Annotated in this window: 15 protein-coding genes; 5 read left to right on the top strand and 10 right to left on the bottom strand. The window is 72.2% G+C overall.

Annotated features, from left to right (window positions below; all coding sequences use genetic code 11):
* Positions 1-79: 79 nt before the first annotated feature.
* Positions 80-1,747, top strand: a complete 1,668-nt coding sequence (locus tag ACNNMR_RS00700; RefSeq protein WP_419992483.1) for an alkaline phosphatase D family protein — start codon at positions 80-82, stop codon at positions 1,745-1,747.
* Between the two features lie 84 nt (positions 1,748-1,831).
* Here the strand turns inward: ACNNMR_RS00700 and ACNNMR_RS00695 are convergent, their stop codons facing one another.
* From ACNNMR_RS00695 to ACNNMR_RS00685, 3 genes are all read right to left on the bottom strand, one after another.
* Positions 1,832-2,716, bottom strand: a complete 885-nt coding sequence (locus tag ACNNMR_RS00695; RefSeq protein WP_419992482.1) for an RNA polymerase sigma-70 factor — start codon at positions 2,714-2,716, stop codon at positions 1,832-1,834.
* Positions 2,717-2,758: 42 nt separating this feature from the next.
* Entirely contained in the window at positions 2,759-3,931 is a 1,173-nt protein-coding gene (locus tag ACNNMR_RS00690) for an NAD(P)/FAD-dependent oxidoreductase (RefSeq protein WP_419992481.1), read from the bottom strand.
* A 92-nt stretch (positions 3,932-4,023) separates the two neighbouring features.
* Positions 4,024-5,688 carry an L-lactate permease gene (locus ACNNMR_RS00685; RefSeq protein WP_420000227.1) on the bottom strand — a complete coding sequence of 555 codons (1,665 nt, stop codon included), beginning with the start codon at positions 5,686-5,688 and terminating at the stop codon, positions 4,024-4,026.
* Positions 5,689-5,796: 108 nt separating this feature from the next.
* Here ACNNMR_RS00685 and ACNNMR_RS00680 point away from each other — a divergent pair, with 108 nt between their 5' ends.
* Entirely contained in the window at positions 5,797-6,840 is a 1,044-nt protein-coding gene (locus ACNNMR_RS00680; RefSeq protein WP_419992480.1) for a CopD family protein, read from the top strand.
* Here ACNNMR_RS00680 and ACNNMR_RS00675 read toward each other — a convergent pair.
* Entirely contained in the window at positions 6,809-7,921 is a 1,113-nt protein-coding gene (locus ACNNMR_RS00675) for a class I SAM-dependent methyltransferase (RefSeq protein ID WP_419992479.1), read from the bottom strand. The two genes, ACNNMR_RS00680 and ACNNMR_RS00675, sit on opposite strands and share 32 nt — an antisense overlap.
* 182 nt (positions 7,922-8,103) lie before the next feature.
* On the opposite strand from ACNNMR_RS00675, the gene ACNNMR_RS00670 reads away from it, so the two are divergent.
* Positions 8,104-8,544 (top strand): nitroreductase family deazaflavin-dependent oxidoreductase, encoded by a 441-nt coding sequence (locus tag ACNNMR_RS00670; RefSeq protein WP_419992478.1) that lies wholly within the window; start codon positions 8,104-8,106, stop codon positions 8,542-8,544.
* A gap of 27 nt (positions 8,545-8,571) precedes the next feature.
* On the top strand, positions 8,572-9,795 hold the full coding sequence (locus ACNNMR_RS00665; RefSeq protein ID WP_419992477.1) for a GNAT family N-acetyltransferase: 1,224 nt from the start codon (positions 8,572-8,574) through the stop codon (positions 9,793-9,795).
* Here ACNNMR_RS00665 and ACNNMR_RS00660 read toward each other — a convergent pair.
* The 3 genes from ACNNMR_RS00660 to ACNNMR_RS00650 all read right to left on the bottom strand — a co-directional run bounded on the left by ACNNMR_RS00660 (position 9,792) and on the right by ACNNMR_RS00650 (position 14,337).
* Complete coding sequence (locus ACNNMR_RS00660) at positions 9,792-11,012, bottom strand: acyltransferase family protein (protein ID WP_419992476.1); 1,221 nt, start codon at positions 11,010-11,012, stop codon at positions 9,792-9,794. The two genes, ACNNMR_RS00665 and ACNNMR_RS00660, sit on opposite strands and share 4 nt — an antisense overlap.
* Entirely contained in the window at positions 11,009-12,934 is a 1,926-nt protein-coding gene (locus tag ACNNMR_RS00655) for a glycosyltransferase (RefSeq protein ID WP_419992475.1), read from the bottom strand. The genes ACNNMR_RS00660 and ACNNMR_RS00655 overlap by 4 nt, the downstream gene beginning before the upstream one ends.
* 164 nt (positions 12,935-13,098) lie before the next feature.
* Positions 13,099-14,337 carry a metallophosphoesterase gene (locus tag ACNNMR_RS00650; protein ID WP_419992474.1) on the bottom strand — a complete coding sequence of 413 codons (1,239 nt, stop codon included), beginning with the start codon at positions 14,335-14,337 and terminating at the stop codon, positions 13,099-13,101.
* A gap of 200 nt (positions 14,338-14,537) precedes the next feature.
* On the opposite strand from ACNNMR_RS00650, the gene ACNNMR_RS00645 reads away from it, so the two are divergent.
* Positions 14,538-14,990: a group II truncated hemoglobin gene (locus ACNNMR_RS00645; protein ID WP_419992473.1), complete on the top strand. Its 453-nt coding sequence runs from the start codon at positions 14,538-14,540 to the stop codon at positions 14,988-14,990.
* Positions 14,991-15,002: 12 nt separating this feature from the next.
* On the opposite strand, the gene ACNNMR_RS00640 is transcribed toward ACNNMR_RS00645, so the two are convergent.
* From ACNNMR_RS00640 to ACNNMR_RS00630, 3 genes are read right to left on the bottom strand one after another with little or no spacing between them, the layout of a single operon-like run.
* Positions 15,003-16,226 carry an MFS transporter gene (locus ACNNMR_RS00640; RefSeq protein ID WP_419992472.1) on the bottom strand — a complete coding sequence of 408 codons (1,224 nt, stop codon included), beginning with the start codon at positions 16,224-16,226 and terminating at the stop codon, positions 15,003-15,005.
* Positions 16,227-16,284: 58 nt separating this feature from the next.
* Complete coding sequence (locus ACNNMR_RS00635) at positions 16,285-16,836, bottom strand: HAD family hydrolase (RefSeq protein ID WP_419992471.1); 552 nt, start codon at positions 16,834-16,836, stop codon at positions 16,285-16,287.
* A complete protein-coding gene (locus ACNNMR_RS00630) occupies positions 16,833-17,276 on the bottom strand; it encodes a cytidine deaminase (RefSeq protein WP_419992470.1) in 444 nt (147 codons plus the stop codon). Before ACNNMR_RS00630 ends, ACNNMR_RS00635 begins: the two co-directional genes overlap by 4 nt.
* Positions 17,277-17,348: the final 72 nt, after the last annotated feature.

Here is a 17,348-nt window from a genome sequence, read left to right as displayed (position 1 = left end):
GATCACTCTCCGGAACCGGCTGTTCCCGGTGCCCGTTCCTGCTGTACTGGGACACGCACGTTCGAAGGGAGGGCCGATCATGGCCGGTGCGGAGCTGCGGCTGGGGCCGCTGCTGCGGTATGCCGACGGGGCGCAGGCCACCGTCTGGGTCGAGACGGACCGGCCCTGCGAGGTGGCGATCGCCTGCGACACGGGCGCCGGCGGCACCTCGCGCACCTGGCGCGCGGCCGGCCACCACTACGCACTGGTGGTGGTCGACGGCCTGATCCCCGGCCAGGCCACGCCGTATCGGGTGCTCCTCGACGGGACCCAGGCGTGGCCCGAGCCCGGGGAGCCGGCGCCCACCGTCCGCACCCCCGACCCCGCCGACAGCGTCCGCGTCGTCTTCGGCTCCTGCCGCTGGGCCGCCAAGCCCGACGGCGACCACGACCCGGTCGGCCCCGACGCCCTCGACACCCTCTCCCAGCAGCTCGACGCCGACGCCTACGCGGAACGTCCCGACGTCCTGCTGCTCCTGGGCGACCAGGTCTACGCCGACGAGACCTCCGCGGCCACCCGCGAGTGGCTCGCCACCCGCCGCGACCTCGTCGAGCCGCCCGGCGCCGAGGTCGCGGACTACGAGGAATACACGCGGCTGTACTACGAATCCTGGCTCGACCCGGAGGTGCGCCGGCTGCTCGCCTCCGTACCCAGCTGCATGATCTTCGACGACCACGATGTGATCGACGACTGGAACACATCAGAGGCCTGGCTCACCGGGATCCGCGCCAAGCCCTGGTGGCGGGAGCGCGTCCTCGGCGGCCTCATGTCGTACTGGGTCTACCAGCACCTGGGCAATCTCTCCCCGGCCGAGCTGGAAACCGACAAGCTCTACGCCGCCATCCGCGCCGCCGACGACGGCACCGAGCTGCTGCGCGACTTCGCCGTACGGGCCGACGAAGAGCCCGGCGCCGCCCGCTGGAGCTACCGCCGCGACATCGGCCGCACCCGCGTCCTCATGGTCGACTCCCGCGCCGCCCGCGTCCTGCAGGAGGACGCCCGGGCGCTGCTCGCCGACAGCGAGATGGCGTGGCTGCGCGAGCAGGCGCTGTCCGGCCCCGGCACGTACGACCACCTCCTCATCGGCACCTCCCTGCCCTGGCTGCTGCCGCCCGCCGTGCACGCCGCCGAGGGCTGGAACGCCGCCCTGGCCGCGGGCGGCCGCGGCCCTCGCTGGACGGGCTTCGCCGAGAAGGTGCGGCAGGCGGCGGACCTGGAGCACTGGGCCGCCTTCCCGCGCTCCTTCACCGACCTGACCGCGATCATCGCCGAGGTCGGCCGCGGCGCCGCCGCCCCCGCGTCGGTGCTGGTGCTGTCGGGCGATGTCCACCATGCGTACGTGGCCGAGCCGGACTACCCGGCCGACGTCCGCTCCACCGTGGCCCAGCTGACCTGCTCGCCGATGCACAACAGCGTCCCCGCCCCGCTCAAGGCCGGCTTCCGCTTCGGCTGGAGCCGTGCAGGGCGGGCCATAGGCCGCGCGCTCGCCCGACACGCGCGGCTGCCTGAGCAGCCGGTCTCATGGCGCAAGACCGGCGGGCCCTGGTTCGGCAACCAGATCATGACCCTGGAGCTGGGCGGCCCCGACAGCGTGCGGCTGCGGCTGCAGCAGGCGGGCGAGACCGGCGATGCCAGGACGGCGCGATTGCGCGTGGCGGACGAGCGGGAGCTGACGGCTACGGCGCGGCAGGCGCGCGGCGTGCGGTGAAGGTGTGCCTGCCAGGCGGCACCGCCTTGCGGTCACCCGAGGGCAGCCGCACCTCGGCCTTGGTGTCCGGCGGTATGCCCGGGGTCAGTCCGCCTGCGGAGGGCTGAGGCCGCGGAGCTTGTCGGGGTTGACCTGGAAGCGGAGGTTGGCCATGCGGTCGTCGGTCAGGTCGAAGGAGAGCGAGCCGACCGGGTAGCCGCCCAGCGTGAACAGGACGCTGAGCTCGCCATTGAGGACTGCCGGCTCCAGCCGCAGCCCCGCGTACCCGGGCTTGGCCAGCACGCCGAGGAGCCAGCGGGCGACGTGGTCGGGGCCGTACAGCGGGCGCCGGGCCGCCGTGACCTTGCCGCCGCCGTCGGACCAGGCGGTCACGTCGGGCGCGAGCAGTTCCAGCACATTGTTGAGGTCGCCCCCGGACGCCGCCGCCAGGAAGCGCTCCACGATCGCGCGGCGCTGCGCCGGATCGGTGTCGGCGCGGGGCTTTCGCTCCTGTACGTGCTTGCGCGCACGCAGCGCGATCTGCCGGACCGTCGCCTCCGGCCGGTCGAGGAAGCCGGCGATCTCCGCGTGCGAGTAGCCGAAGGCCTCCCGTAACACGAAGACGGCGCGCTCGACGGGCTTGAGCGTCTCCAGCACCACCAGCAGCGCGGCCGACACGGCGTCCGCACGCTCCGCGTCCTCCGCCACGTCAGGGGCCGTGAGCAGGGGCTCCGGCAGCCACGGGCCGACGTACTTCTCGCGGGTGGCGCGGGCGGAGGTGAGGCGGTTGAGGGAGAGGTTGGTGACCGTACGGACCAGATACGCCCGCGGGTTGTGCACCGAAGCGCGGTCCGCCTGCTGCCACTTGAGCCAGGCGTCCTGCAGCACGTCCTCGGCATCGGTGACGGTGCCGAGCATCCGGTACGCGGCGCCGAACAGCAGTCGCCGGTGCTCGAGGAACGGGTCCGTATCCGCGGTGGCTTCCCTCACCTGGGCATCGTGCCCAGGGGCGGCCGCCGCCCGCAAGTCGCCTCATCGGGTGGCGCGGCCGCCCTTGGACAGGAAGACCGTCGCGTACACGCCGCGGGCGACCATCCGGTAGGTCTTCAGGGGACTGCCGCTGACGAACTCCTTGTACCAGGCCGCCGCCCTCCCGGACAGGTACAGCCGCCCGGGCGAGTCGTCCGCCTTGGTGAACTGGATGACGCCGTCCTTGCGGCCGAGGCTGACCGGCTGGTGGAAGTACCCGAAGCGGAATGGCTTCACGCCCTTGCCGCGCAGCCGCCGGGCGATCGTGTCCGCGGTGTACTGGGCAGTCGGCAGCCCGCTCTGGCAGGTGCCGTGGATCTGCCCCCACGGCAGCTTCACGGCTGCGGCGTCGCCGACCGCGTAGATCTCCGGGTGCGAGAGGGACCGCAGCGTGGCGTCCACCTCGATCAGGCCGCGGTCGTCGGTGGCGATGCCGGAGTCCGCCGCGAGTGCCGGCACCTTGACGCCGGTGGTCCACAGCACCAGGTCGGAGGCGACGACCTCGCCGTCCGCCAGCTCGACGCCGCCTGGCAGCACCTTCGCGACGCTCTCGCCGACGCGCACGGTGATGCCGAGCCGGTCCATGGCCCGGTTCAGGTACGCGCGGGCCTTCTCGCCCATCATCGCGCCCGGCACGGCGCGGCTGACGAGCGTGACCTGGAGCCCAGGGTGGCTCTCCGCGATCTCCGTGGCGGCCTCGATGCCGGTGAGACCGCCGCCCGCGACGGTGACCCGGCCGCCCTCCGCCGCGAGCTCGGCGAGGCGCAGCGACACGCGGTGGTTGGTACGCGGGTCGTTGAGCGTGTGCGCGTGCTCGCCGGCGCCCGGCACGATGGAGGTGTCGGTGGCGCTGCCCAGCGCGTAGACGAGGGTGTCGTACGGCAGGGTCCGCTCGCCGTCGACGGTCACCTCCCGGGCGTCCGGGTCGAGCCCCGTCGCCCAGCCCTGCACGAACTCGATGCCGGTGCCGCGCAGCAGCTCCGGGATGCGGTGGTCGCCCAGCTCCTGCCCGGCGAACACCTGGTGCATCCGCAGCCGCTCCGTGAACCGGTCGGATGGGTTGACCAGCGCGATCGTGACGTCCATCCGCCGGGTGCGGCGGGCGAGCCGGATCGCGGCCAGCATGCCGGTGTAGCCGGCGCCGAGTACGACGATGCGGTGGCGGTCGCTCTGCATCATTAGCTCCTCAGTCGGGGTCACCCGGTCCGGTGACGCCTATGGGACAGGGAGGCGAGCACAGACGTGACAGCCATTTTATGTGACCTGGGTCACGTCGGCAGCATCCACTCCAGTACGGCGCTCGACTGCAGCGCCACCAGCACGCACATCAGCAGCAGGAGCAGCAGGCTCCAGCCGACCACCTTGCGCAGCAGCTCCGCCTCGCGGCCGTGCAGACCGGTGGCGGCCGCGGCGATGGCGAGGTTCTGCGGGGAGATCATCTTGCCGAGGACGCCGCCCGAGCTGTTCGCCGAGGCGAGCAGCTCGGGGTTCAGCCCCGAGCTCTTCGCGGCGGTCACCTGCAGCACGCCGAAGAGGGCATTCGCCGACGTGTCGGATCCGGTGACGGCGACGCCCAGCCAGCCGAGCACGGGGGAGAGGAAGGCGAGGGCAGTGCCCGCGCCCGCGATCCAGTGGCCGAGGGTGGCGGTCTGGCCGGAGAGGTTCATGACGTACGCGAGGGCGAGGACCGTCGCCACGGTGAGGATGGCCCAGCGGAGCTGGTGCAGCGTCCGTCCGTACGCACGGACCGCGAGCCCGGGGCGTACGGAAAGGGCCGCCGCCGTGATGACTCCGCTGAACAGCAGCAGCGTGCCGGTCGCCGGGAGCCAGTTGAGGGTGAAGGTGGTCGCCGAGGCGGGGTCGCCGGTCACCGGGTCGGCGACGTCGAGGCCCGGCCAGCCGAAGGTCGTGACGGTCTCGGCCAGCTGGTCCTTCACCGCGTCGATCTGCGATATGGCGAAGACCGCGATGATGACGAGGTAGGGCACGTACGCCTTGAACACCGACCCACGGTCGTCGGCCGCCACGGTCTCCGCCCGCTGCTCGGCCGCCTCGGTGTCCGCGTCCCTGCTGCCGCCCGCAATCACGGGCGGGGGTTCGAGGCCGCCCCGCGCGCCAGCGCCGCCGGGCGTCAGGCGCATCGCGGCGAGCAGCGCGCCGAGCGCGACCAGGGCCGCGACCACGTCGGTGAGCTCGGTGGAGAGGTAGTTGGAGGTGGCGAACTGGGCGAGCGCGAAGGCGATGCCGCAGACGAGCGCGGGCATCCAGGTCTCCCGTACGCCGCGCTTGCCGTCCACGAGGAAGACCAGCAGCACCGGCACGACCAGGGCGAGGACCGGCGTCTGCCGGCCGACCGTCGACGAGACGTCGTCCAGGGAGAGGCCGGTGAGGTTGGCGAGGGTGATCACCGGCGTGCCCATGGCGCCGAAGGCCACCGGTGCCGTGTTGGCGACCAGCGCCACCGTCGCCGCCTTGAAGGCGCCGAAGCCGAGCGCGATCAGCATCACCGATGTGATCGCCACCGGCGCGCCGAAGCCCGCGAGAGCTTCGAGGAGCGCGCCGAAGCAGAAGGCCACGATGACCGCCTGCAGCCGCTGGTCCCCGGAGAGCCGGCTGAACGAGCGGCGCAGCACGGCGAAGTGTCCGGTGTCGACCGTCATCTGGTAGATCCAGAGCGCGTTCACGACGATCCACATGATCGGGAAGAGCCCGAAGACCGCCCCCTCGGCCGCCGAGTTGACGCTCGCGCCGACCGGCATGTCGTACCCGGCGACCGCCACCACCAGGGCCGTGCCGAGGGCCGCCAGCGCCGACCAGTGGGCCTTGAGGCGTACGACACCCAGCAGCACGAAGAAGACGAGCAGCGGCGTCGCGGCCACCGCGGACGACCACGCCAGGGAGTCGCCGAACGGATCCAACTCGGGGCGGTACACGGGCTCCTCCAACTGACGGCGGCGCATGACAGGTGCCCGACAATGTAAAGGTCACGGACGGAAATGGAACCCCCGCGACCGCTTCCGTCTCCGATTTAAGCTCTGGGGATGAGCTCGATACCACCGGCTGCCGCCGCGGACGACGAGGCGGCAGCCGTCGACACCACCGCACCATCCCGGCACAGATCCACCGGCCGGCGGCAGGCCGTCCGCCGCTCCGTGATCGTCCTCTGCCTGGCCGCCGGGGGCCTGCTGATCCCACTGCTCGGCCCCGGCGCCGCCCTGGACGGGACCGGAGAGGCGGACGACCCCGGCGTGCGGGCGGTCACGCTGCTGCGGGCGGTGCTGTTCGCGGCGCTGGCCGTGCCGGTGGGGGAGGAGTTCGTACGGCGGCTGGCCGCGCGGGTGCCGGGCGTGCGGCTGCCGCGCAGCTGGTCCGGATATGCCGCCGTGGTCGGCGCGCTCGCCGCGCTCGGCCTCACCGCGATCGTCGCCGCGGGCAACCTCGTCCCGACCGGCCCGTCCGACATGGACATCGGCGGCCTGTACGGAACCCGCGACGGCACCCTCGCGCTCATCGAGGTCAACGCCTTCGTGGTGGCCGCCCTGACCGCCCGCTCCCGGAGCGCCGTCCTCCGGATCGCGCCGCTCGCCGCGATCATCGCCGCCGAGGCGCTGCGCGCGCACCCGACGGTCGAGGACACGCCCCTGCTCGGCTCGGCCCTCACCCTCGTCCACCTGACCTGCGCGGCGCTCTGGGCCGGGGGCCTGCTGTACGCGCTGCGCACCGTGCGGACGCTGCGTGCCGCGGCGCCGGACGCGGGCGCGGCCGTGCTCGGCCGGTACGCCCGCGTCGCGACGCTGCTGCTCGCCGCGCTCACCGCCACCGGGGTGTGCAGCACGCTGCGGCGGATGCCGGCAGGCACCGTACTCGACCAGCTCACCGAGACCGCCTATGGCCGCACCCTGGTCGCCAAGGTGCTCCTGGTCGCGGTCGTCTGCGCGCTGGCGCTGACCGCGCGGCGGCGGCTGCGCCGCGCGGCCGAGCCCCTCGCCGCCTATCCGCCGGCCCGCGCCGAAGTGATTCTCCTGGGCGCGGTGGTGGCGGTGTCGGCGCTGCTTACGGCTGTGCCAGTGCCGATTCGCTGGTGAGCCGCACGACGTCGCGGCCCTGCCCCCACCGCTCGATCGCCTTCTCGTCGGCGAACGCCAGCGCCCGCATCATGGTGCCGCCGTCGCTCGCCGAAATCGTGCGCCGCAGCCGGTCCCGCATCTTGTCCGGGATCCGCGCGGTGTTGGCCTCGATGGTGTCGCCGTAGGCCTGCTCGAAGGACACACCGGCGAAGCCGGTCTGCCGCAGCAGCGCCGGGAGCGTCTGCGAGGAGTAGAACATCAGGTGGTTCTTGGTGAAGCCGATCCAGTTGGAGCCGTACGCCTTCAGCTGCAGCGACCGCGCGTTCACCGTGAGGAGCAGCAGCACCCCGCCCGGGGCCAGCAGCTCGCGGAAGCGCTTGAAGTCGTCCAGCGGGCGCGGCAGGTGCGCGAGCACCGACCAGAGCGTGAGCACGTCGAAGCCGCCCTCGGCGATCTCCGGTATGTCCTCCGGGTCGCCGTGGTACGCGGTCGCCGACTCGAGCCGCTCGTTCGCCTGCGCCACCGAGTCGGGGGAGAGGTCGACGCCGCAGGCGTCAAAGCCGCGCTGCTCGGCCAGTTCCAGGAAGTACCCGGCGCCGCAGCCGAAGTCGAGCAGCCGGCGGCCGTCGCCTTCGGCGAAGACCGGATCGAAGGCGTCCATGGTCAGGCGGTACTTGCGCCGGCGTCTGGCGGCGTACTTCCCGGTGAGGAAGCTGCTGTAGTTGTTCGCGTACAGCTCGCCCAGCCGCTCGGGCCGGATGTTGGGGTTCCGGTAGAGGAAGCCGCAGCTCGGGCAGCGCACTACGCGGTACATCCACTTCTTCTTGCCATTGGCCTTGTACGCGGTCGGCTCGAAGAGCGGCTGCTGGCGCGACTCCCCGCACAGGTGGCAGGTGATGAACTCCTCGATCGGCTTCGCCTTCACCCGCGCCTGATAGGCGTCGAGCGAGATGACCGGGGCGGTGCGTACCCGTGCCTTCCACTGCAGTTCCCGGGCGAGTCGCTCGCCGGGCCTGACGAAGATCCGCTGGGACCAGGGGATGCGGTCGTAGCGGGCCCCGTAGACGGCGCGGGTGATGGCTCGTTTCGCTGTCCTCATGAACTACCTCGCGAGACTGGTGTTCGCTTCACCGTGTCATCGGGGTCCATCGGGACACAAGGGACGCGTAGCTCGTTGGCACATTACCGCCGCATTATCCGGGCTTTGCTGGTGCTTGGCGGAGGAGTGGCGGCTTTCGGCCACCGGGAATCTTTCCCGGCTCCCCGGCCGTTGGACCGGGCATGCCACTCACCGGAGACTACGAGCCCGGCACCTGGGGCTGGGCGGCCAAGCAGGCGGAGCTGATCGAGAGCTCCGGCGGCACCAAGGGGACGACACAGAACGGGCTGTCCGTCGTCCTGCTCACCACCGTAGGTGCAAAGAGCGGGAAGCTCAGGAAAAGCCCGCTGATCCGCGTCGAGCATGAGGGCGAGTACGCCATCGTCGGCTCCAAGGGCGGTGATCCGGCCCATCCCGCCTGGTACCACAACGCGATCGCGCATCCCCATGTGGAGCTGCGGGACGGCACAGTGCGCAAGGACTACACGGCCAGGCTCGTCGAGGGCGAGGAGCGGGCGGTGTGGTGGGAGCGGGCCGTGGCGGTCTTCCCCACGTATGCCGGGTATCAGCAGAAGACGGAGCGGGAGATTCCGGTGTTTGTGCTGACCGAGCGGGTAGGTTAAATGATCTTTATTCGGTAGTGTCCCGGTATGAACGCCCGCACCGCCATCCAGTTCCGTGAGCTTCCCGAGACCGACATCGACCGGGCGCTCGCCCTCGCCTATCTCGCGTTCCACGAGAACCCGGAGGACGACAGGCGCCGCCGCCACCGCGACCTGCTGCGGGGGTGCCTGCGCATCGGGGCGTACGACGGGGGAGAGGTCGTCGGTCTTGCCGCGGGGCTGCCGTTCCAGCTGTCGGTGCCCGGGGGCGAGCTGCCGGGGCCGGGGCTCACCTTCGTGTGCGTCGCGCCGACGCACCGGCGCCGCGGCGTGCTCTCCGGGATGATCGGGGAGCTGTACCGGCGGTCCGCGGAGGCGGGCTGGCCGGTGGCGTCGCTCTGGGCATCCGAGGACGCGATCTACGGACGCTTCGGCTTCGGGCCCGCCACGTACGGCGCCACCGTCGAGATCGACTCCCGCGAGCCGCTGCGGCTGCGCATCGCGCCGGACGAGCGCCCGCTGCGGCTGCTGGCCGCCGATGACGTGCCCAAGCTCCTCGGCCCGTATTACGACGCGACCAGGACCGCGCGCGCCGGGCGGCCGTTCCGTACCGAGGAATGGTGGCGCGAGGAGTGGCTGGCCGAGAAGGACGAGGACGACGAGGACTTCTCGCCGCCGCGGGTCGTCGCGCTCGGCGACCCGGTCGCGGGTTACGCCGTCTACCGCACCAAGCTCCCCGACGAGGGTCCCGGCCTGGTCCGCGTCGATGAGGTGGAAGCCGACACCCCGGCCGCGGCCGCCGCGCTGTGGACGTACCTCTGCGCGATCGACCTCACCGGGAAGGTACGGGCCTGGGGCCGGCCGCTCGACGACCCGCTGCTGCTCTTCGCCGCCGACCGGGACCAGGTGCGGGTGACGGGCGACTTCCCGGCGGAGCGGCTGCGGCTGCTGGACGTGGGGGAGGCGCTGCGGCGGCGGGCGTGGGCGGCGCCGGTGGACTTGGTCCTCGACGTGGCCGACGCGCACATCCCGGCCAACGCCGGACCGCACCGCCTGACCGCGGCGCCGGGCGGCGCCACGTACGAGCCGACGGAGGCGGCTCCCGACCTCGCCCTGGACGTACGCGACCTCGCCGCCTGCTATCTCGGCGGCACGCGGGTGCGCGCGCTGGTGCAGGCGGGCCTGGCCACCGAGCACACGCCGGGCGCCGCCGACGCGCTCGACGCCGCGCTGCGGACGGACTTGCTGCCGCACACGGTCGATGAGTTCTAGCCCGGCTTGCCCGGCTTGAGCTCGGGTGGCGGCAGCGGCGTGTGGTACTCCCGCGGCCTGCCGCGGGAGTCGAACGCGCCCATGATCTGCAGGGCGGTCGCCTCGATGACGTGATAGCTCAGATACGACAGCGGGACCGAGACCGCCAGCAGGATCACCGCCGTCAGCGGCCACGCCCACCAGGTGCCCGGCTCCGGCAGCACCCCGCGGCCCGCGATGGCGCGCAGGATCGGCTCGTGCCACAGGTAGATGCTGTAGCTGACGGTGGAGAGCGACACCATCGGCGCCCAGCTCAGCCAGCGCGGCCCGGCGTCGAGGCTGAGCGCGGTGGCGCCGACGACGAGGGTGATGCCGAGGCCGAAGACGCTGTGCAGATACGGCTCCGGGACGTGCAGCGTGCGGCACCAGATGCCGCCCGCGATCACCCCGGCGCCGCACAGCCCGACCAGCGTGCGCACGACCCGGTTCGGCCAGCGCAGCCCGGCCGCGGCGGCGACGGCGAGCAGCATTCCGGTGGCGAAGACGTCCAGCTTCGCGGGCGGCCCGAACCACATCGACCACGACTCCTCCGGGTAGTCGCGTACGAACACCGCCCACGTCTTGAAGGCCAGGCTCAGCACCATCAGCGCCCCGACCCCGCCGAGCAGCAGCCCGATCCGCGCCCGCCGCGTCGCCAGCCGGCGGCAGCCGCGCTGCGCGAGGACGCCGAGCACGGCCAGCAGCACGTAGAAGTGCGCCTCCACGCCGAGCGTCCAGGCCGGGCCGTCCGTATAGAAGATCTTGTCGTCGCTCCAGACGTGGGTGAGGGTGAGGTGGAGGACCAGGTCGCGCCAGTCGCCGGGGATGACGGGGTTGGAGATCGACCAGACCACCAGGACCACGATCCAGTACGGCGGCAGCAGCCGCACCGCCCGCCGGATGAGGAAGATCCGGGCCGCCCGCGGCTTCCCGGTGCCCAGGGCCGCCCGCGCGAAGGGGAGCCCCAGCAGGAAGCCGGAGAGGATGAAGAACATGTCGACGAGCATGTCCGTGTTCAGGAGGATCTCGTGGCCGATGGTGCCCTGGAGCGGCCAACGCCACGTGCCCGGCTCACGCTGGTGCTGGTAGGCGTGGAAGGTGAGCACCGTCAGGGCGGCCACCGCGCGGTAGCCGTCGAGGGTGTACCAGCCGCGCGGGGCGCCCGGCGGATTGCCCTGCGCGGTGCGGTCGACCGTCATGGCTGCCTCGGGGTGACGATCCACTGGCGCTCACCGCTGAGTTCCTTGATATGGGCGACCCGGCTGATCAGGTTCTTGAGCTCGGTGTAGATCAGCGCTGACACGCACGCGTACATCACGAACCAGGCTCTGCGGCGGCGCAGTTCGGGCGGCGCGAGCCGCCAGGCGAAGAGCACGGTCGCCGGGCCCGCGGAGAGCGTGTACAGCGACGTGAGCAGGAAGGTCGGGATCACCCAGTCGAGCCGCTCTGCGCCGCCGGAGCGCCAGATGAGGAAGGCCAGCACCGGCATCATCTGCAGCGACAGCCAGGGGTACGCCTCGCGCCAGCCGAGCAGGAAGGCGATCCCCAGCTTGTTGCGGCGGCTCAGCTCCGGCGAGCGCAGCGCCCGCACCAGGTGCTTGCGGGAGACCTGGAACCAGCCCTGTGCCCACCGCATCCGCTGGTTCCACAGCGCGCCCATGGTGGCGGGGGCCAGCTCGCGGGAGAGCAGCGCGGGGTCGTAGACGAGCTTGCGGCCGTCGAGGAGTGCGCGGAAGGACGAGTCGATGTCCTCGGTGAGCATGTGCCCGTGCATGCGCACCTCGCGGAGCACGGACGTGGTCCAGAAGCCGTTGGAGCCGCCGAAGAGGCCGAATTGGTGGAGTTTGGCGCGACCGGTGTGGCTCACTCCGTAAATGGCCTCGAATTCCACCGCAACATTCCGCGAGACGAGGGAATTCTCGCCATTGCGTATGACGCAGTGCCCCTGGACCACATCCGCGCCGTCCGCGAGCCGGCGCCAGGCGCGGCGGTACGCGTCCTGCTGCGGATGGTGGTCGGCGTCGAAGAGGCCGGTGAATTCGCCGGTGACCACCTGCAGGGCGGCGTTGATGTTCTGCGCCTTGGAGGTGGAGCCCGGGACCTTCAGCACGAGCAGCCGGTCGTCGCGCGCGGCGAGCGCCCGCAGCTCGGATTCGATCTCCGGCATCGGGTGCGGGGTGTTGTACGCGAGGACGACCTGCAGCGGTCCCGGGTAGTCCTGGGCGAGGAAGGCGTCCAGGGTGGCGAGGATGGTGCCGGCCTCGTTCGGGAGGTACGCGGCGATGACTGCGGAGGCGGGCGGGTGCTTGCCCGGATCGTCCGGGAGCGGGGTCGGGTTGAGCGCGTGCAGGCCCTCCATCCAGATGAAGACGGACGTGATCACCAGCGCGACCGTGACCGCCAGATACGCGGGCGTCGCGAGGTCGAGCCCGAGCAGGTAGAGGCCGGCGAGCGCCGCGAAGGGCGCGCCCGCGCCGAGCGCGAACGTGAACAGCGCCTGCAGTCCCGTACGCCACGGGTCCGGGATCAGCCGCTGCGGCGGCTCGACCGTCTCGCGCGGCCGCCACTGGCGCGGCAGCAGGTCAAGGTGGGTGCCGGCGAACTCGGCCGCCTCCGCGGCCCGCTCCAGCAGCTCCAGCGGCGGCGGCCCGCCGGGCGACGTGGCGCCGGTCGTCCAGCCGCAGATCGGCGTCGTCTGCAGCTTCTCCTCGCCGACCTCCAGCACCGCCCGGCTGACCCGCGCCGACATCTGGCTGAGCCGTCGCCCCGCCTGCCGCTCCGGGGTGCCGCGCAGAAACAGCACGATCCCGTCGGTGCCGTCCAGACCGAGCAGCTCGTGATGCGCCAACTGCCCCTGCAGCACCCCGGCGACGGCACCCTGCACCCGCTCCCACCCGCCCGCGCCGAATCTCGACAGGATGCGCTCCCGCTCCGCGATCCGCAGGACCGCCACGATCGGCGGCCACCGCGACCGCTGGCCGAGCGTGAGCACCCTGGCGGACTCCAGCGCCCAGTTGCGTCTGCTCGGCCAGGCCGGCCGCTCCGGTCGCGGCGGGCCCTGCAGCAGCGCTGACTGCGTGAGGAGCCGCCTTTCGCGGGTGGTGGGGGGCAATACAGACATACCGAAGTCCCGCAATTCGACGGCTGGAATATCAGGCCAAGAGGCTTGTTACCGCCGGGTTTTCGGGCCTGTCAAACAAGCTATTCGTCAAGCTGCCGAATTTGTCGGACGGGTGAGTCGTACGGGAAGCGGGGGCCGTCCGCCGCTGACAAATAGTGGCGCACTCAGGAAGTCACCGCCGCGGCGGTTGCCGGGGCGCTGAAGCTGTGCGCCAAGTGCGCCGCGGAGGCGGCCACATCGACCGTGTAGGCGTCGATGGTCAGCCGTCGCGCGGAGGTCTTGAGCACCATGAATCCGTGGTGCGCGAAGTCCTGCCAGCGGGCGGGGTGCGTGCCATGCACCTTCCCGTCGCCGGACTTCCCGGCCGCCCCGCACACCACCTGCCGGGTGCCGCGGCTGCGCGCGGTCGGCTCCAGGATCTGCTGGGTGTGATCGTGCCCGGAGACGATCAGATCGGCGCGGCCGCAGACCAGCTCCTCGTACAGCTCCTTGAGGTGGATGCCGCTGGAGTAGTTGCCGATCGTGAAGCCGTCGAAGGAGCCGGCGCTGCCGTGGTGGCCGTTGTTGAGATACGGGTGGTGGCCGATGACGACCTTCCAGGTGGCGCGGGAGGCGTCGAGCGCCCCGTCCAGCCAGCGGCGCTGCTCGCGCATGTACGGGCCGTCCCAGTGGAAGTACGGGTCGAGCTGGGCCACGGTCGAGGCGACGGGGTTGGTGTCGAGCACGAAGAACTCCACCAGCGGCGCGCCGTCGGCGCCCGGCAGCGCGGCGCTGTAGTAGCGGGCGGGCATGTGCCAGCGCCGCGAGGTGGTGGCGTACGCGACCTCGCGGTCGCCGCGCGACGGGTCGCCGCCGGTGCCGGGTATCAGGCCCGAGCAGTCGTGATTGCCGAGCACCATCAGCCAGGGCACGTCGATGCCGTCGTTGGGCTTCTCGAACTTCGTGGCGAACTCGTCGTCGTGCGCGGACTCGGGCCCGTTCTCGTACAGATTGTCACCGAGCCCGACGGCCAGCGAGACGCCCTCGGCGCGGCAGACCTGCTTCGCGGCCGCGGCGACGGCGTACTGGGCGTCGTCCCCGGTGCCCGCGTCGCCGGTGATGAGCACGGCGTGCTCGCCGCCGGGGCCGGGGCGCTCCGGGAAAGGGAACTTCGCGGTGAGCCGGCTTTGGGCGCTGCCCGCGGCCTGGGCGGTGCCCGCGGCGGCACCGGCCTGCGTCAGCCCGGTCAGGGCGGCGGCCCCGGCGGCGGCGCCGCCCAGCACGGTGCGCCGCTTGAGAAGGCGCGCGGCCGCCCGGCCGTCGTCCGGCTCGGTGCGCCCCGTGGTCGGCACGCTCCCGTCCAGATCAAGCCACTGCTGTTCGGTCAGGTCAGGCCGCGGGGGGATGTATTCGTCATTGCACATGCCAAGTTTCTCGCAGGTAACTTCTCCGAAGTGGTGAAGCACCGGCGAACCTTGGGTGAAGGACCGGGGAGCGCTTGCAGCCGGTGACGTAGCCGCGCTGGTGCGGCTGCCGTAGCGGGCGACCGGCCGGGTGGCCCGGAGCGGCGCGCTCCGGTTCCCCGGCCTTGTCGCGGCGCGGGGCCACCGCAATCGTGTCGTCCATGCCGACTGTCTACGAACACGCCGGCGGCTATGAGGCGCTGCACCGCTTCATCGACGTCTTCTACTCCAGCTGCCTGGCCGACCCGCTGCTCAAGCCGCTCTTCGGGGAGGGGCAGCCCACGCACGTGCCCACCCTCACCGACTTCGAGGCCGAAGTCTTCGGCGGCCCCGACGACTTCACCCGGAAGCACGGCGGCTTCCAGCACATCATCGACGTACACCGCGGCCTGCACATCACCGAAGAACAGCGCCGGCGCTTCATCGACCTCTACCTCACCGCCGCCGAGAAGGCGGGCCTCCCCACCGACGCCCCCTTCCGCGAGGCACTGCGCACCCACGTCGAGTTCGGCACCGAGGTAGCCATGCAGAACTCCCACGCGGAGACGGACGCCGACCTGCACCCCCTGCGCACCATGCCACTGTGGCAGTGGCCGGAGGGACAGGGCGAGTAGCGGCCGACCGCCTCAGTCCTGGGGGCAGGGGGCGGTGTCCGGTGCCGCGGCCGGTGCCGCCGCCTTGGGCTCCTCGCGTACGTCCCGCTCCCCGATCTCGCTCGCCACGAGCAGCGTGAGGGTGAGGCCCACGCCTGCCAGGACGGCCGTGCCGGGGCTGGCCACCGTCAGCAGCAGGCCGGAGAGTACGGCCCCGGCGGCGTAGCCCGCGCCCGCGGCGGCGTACATCACCGAGTAGCCGGCGGCGAGGGCGCTCTGGGGGAGGGTCTCGCGGAGGCGGAGGTTGCGGGTGATCAGGACGCCGGACTGGAAGAGGCCCGCGATGGTCAACGCCGCGGCGATCCCGGGCAGCGCCGGGATCAGCGCCATCACCGCCATGCAGGCGCAGACCACGGTGAGCAGGAAGCGGCCCTGGGTGCGGGGGCGGCCCGGCCAGGTGCGCAGCCCGTACAGGAAGGCGCCGACCGCCGATGCCGCGGCGAAGGCGGCGAGCAGTGGGCCCGACCAGCCGACGGCGATGCCGCGCTGTTCGAGGAGCGCGGGGAGGACCAGCTCGGCGAGCGAGAGCAGGGTCATAGCGGCGCCGCCGATGACGAACGCCGGCCAGGCGCGGACCAGCGTGCGCCGCATGGACGTGCCGCCGCGGTCTGCGGCATCGGCGTCCCAGCCCTTCGGCAGCGTCCACAGCCCGGCGGCCGAGGCCAGCATCAGGGCGGCGGCCAGGAGCTGGGGTGCGTACGAGGAGAGCTGCAGGGCGAAGGTGGCGGTGAGCGCCGGGGCGACCGCCCAGATGGCGGAGTTGAGCATGCTCTCGTAGCTGAAGCCGGTGGCCATCTGCCGTTCGGACAGCTGGGTCTGGAGCAGCATCCGCAGGCCGCCCGCGGCCGGGGCGGGCGCCGCGCCGGCGAGCGCGGCGAGGGCGCCGAGCAGGATCGGGTGCGCGCCCGGCAGCAGCCCGAGCCCGGCGAATCCGGCCGCGCCGACCGCCAGCCCCGCCCCGAGCTGCCGCCGGGCCCGCTCCGGCTTGATCCGCGGCCCGAGCAGCGCGGCGCCGACCACCTCGCCGATGACGTACACGGCCGCCAGCACCGCCCCGAGCCCGTACCCGCCGGGCCGCTCCCGCACCAGGAACACGACCGCCAGCGGCGCCATCGCGACGGGCACGCGGGCGGCGACGGCGACCAGGGACCAGGCCAGGACGGGGCGAGTGGCGAGCTCGCGGTAGGACGACGACATGGCGACGACCGTAGATGACGGCGGGTGGACCAGCCCAGCCCGTATCCCGTGCGCTCGATCACCCTCGCAGGAAGCTCAGCGGCTCGTGGAGGTCGGCGGGCTCGCGATAGTGCACGCCGGTCATGCCAAGGGCTTCGGCGGCGTCGATGTTCTCCATCCGGTCGTCCACGAAGAGGCACCGGTCGATCGCCGCTCCTGCCGCCGTGGCGGCGATCTCGTAGATCCGGGCGTCCGGCTTGGCCACGCCGACCCGGGCGCTGTTGACGACATGGTCGGCGAGGTCGGCCAGACCGATCACGGCCAGCTCATCCTCGAGCTCGACACTCGCATTGCTGACCAGCACCAGCGGCAGCCGCCCCCGCACCTCACGCAGCAGCGCCACCACCGCCTCGTCCGCATTGAAGGGCGCCTGCGTGAGCGCGAGTGCGAGCTCGCGCGCCTGCGCGGGCGCCACGTGCTCGGCCAGCCCGGCGGCGATGGACTCCGTCCACTGCACCTTCGTGATCTCTCCGCGGAGCAGCGGCAGGTCGACCTCGGGCGAGAAGGCCACCCCGGCAGTCGTGTCGATGTCGCACAGCACCGCGTCGTACACAACCGTCACTTTCCTCACGCGGAGTGCTGATCCATCGACGGCCACTCGCCGTCCGCGAACTGCGGCCCCCAGTAGTACGGATTCACCTCGCCCAGCGTCCGCGCCTCCCAGGACAGTTCCCCGTCCTTCCCCGGCACGGCCACCTCCACGCCCGGTCCCCAGAGCGACAGCCGCTCCTGGCAGATGCCGCAGGGCGGCAGGATCAGCCGCCGCCCCTGGTCCGCATTGCGGCAGACGCAGACGGAGGCGACGACGTCGCGCTGCTCGGTGTAGGCCTGGACGACAGCCCCGGTCTCATGACAGAGCGTGGCGGAGGCGTTGAGGTTGTCGAGGCCGACGCTGGTGAGAATGCCGCCGTCCGCCAGCCGCACGGCGGCGGCCCCGCCCCACTCGTCCGCCGGCCAGCGTCGGTCCATGAGCTCCAGGGCGGCGTCGACGAGTGCTTGATCAAGGGCCATGGGTCGGAGCCTGGCACACGGGGGACCACTGACGAAAGTGATGGTGGGTTTCGTACGTTTGCCAGTGCTGGA

Source organism: Streptomyces boninensis, from assembly GCF_048572725.1.
GTDB lineage: Bacteria > Actinomycetota > Actinomycetes > Streptomycetales > Streptomycetaceae > Streptomyces > Streptomyces boninensis.
Note: the sequence above shows the minus strand (reverse complement) of the source record. Positions and strands in the feature narration are given on the sequence as shown.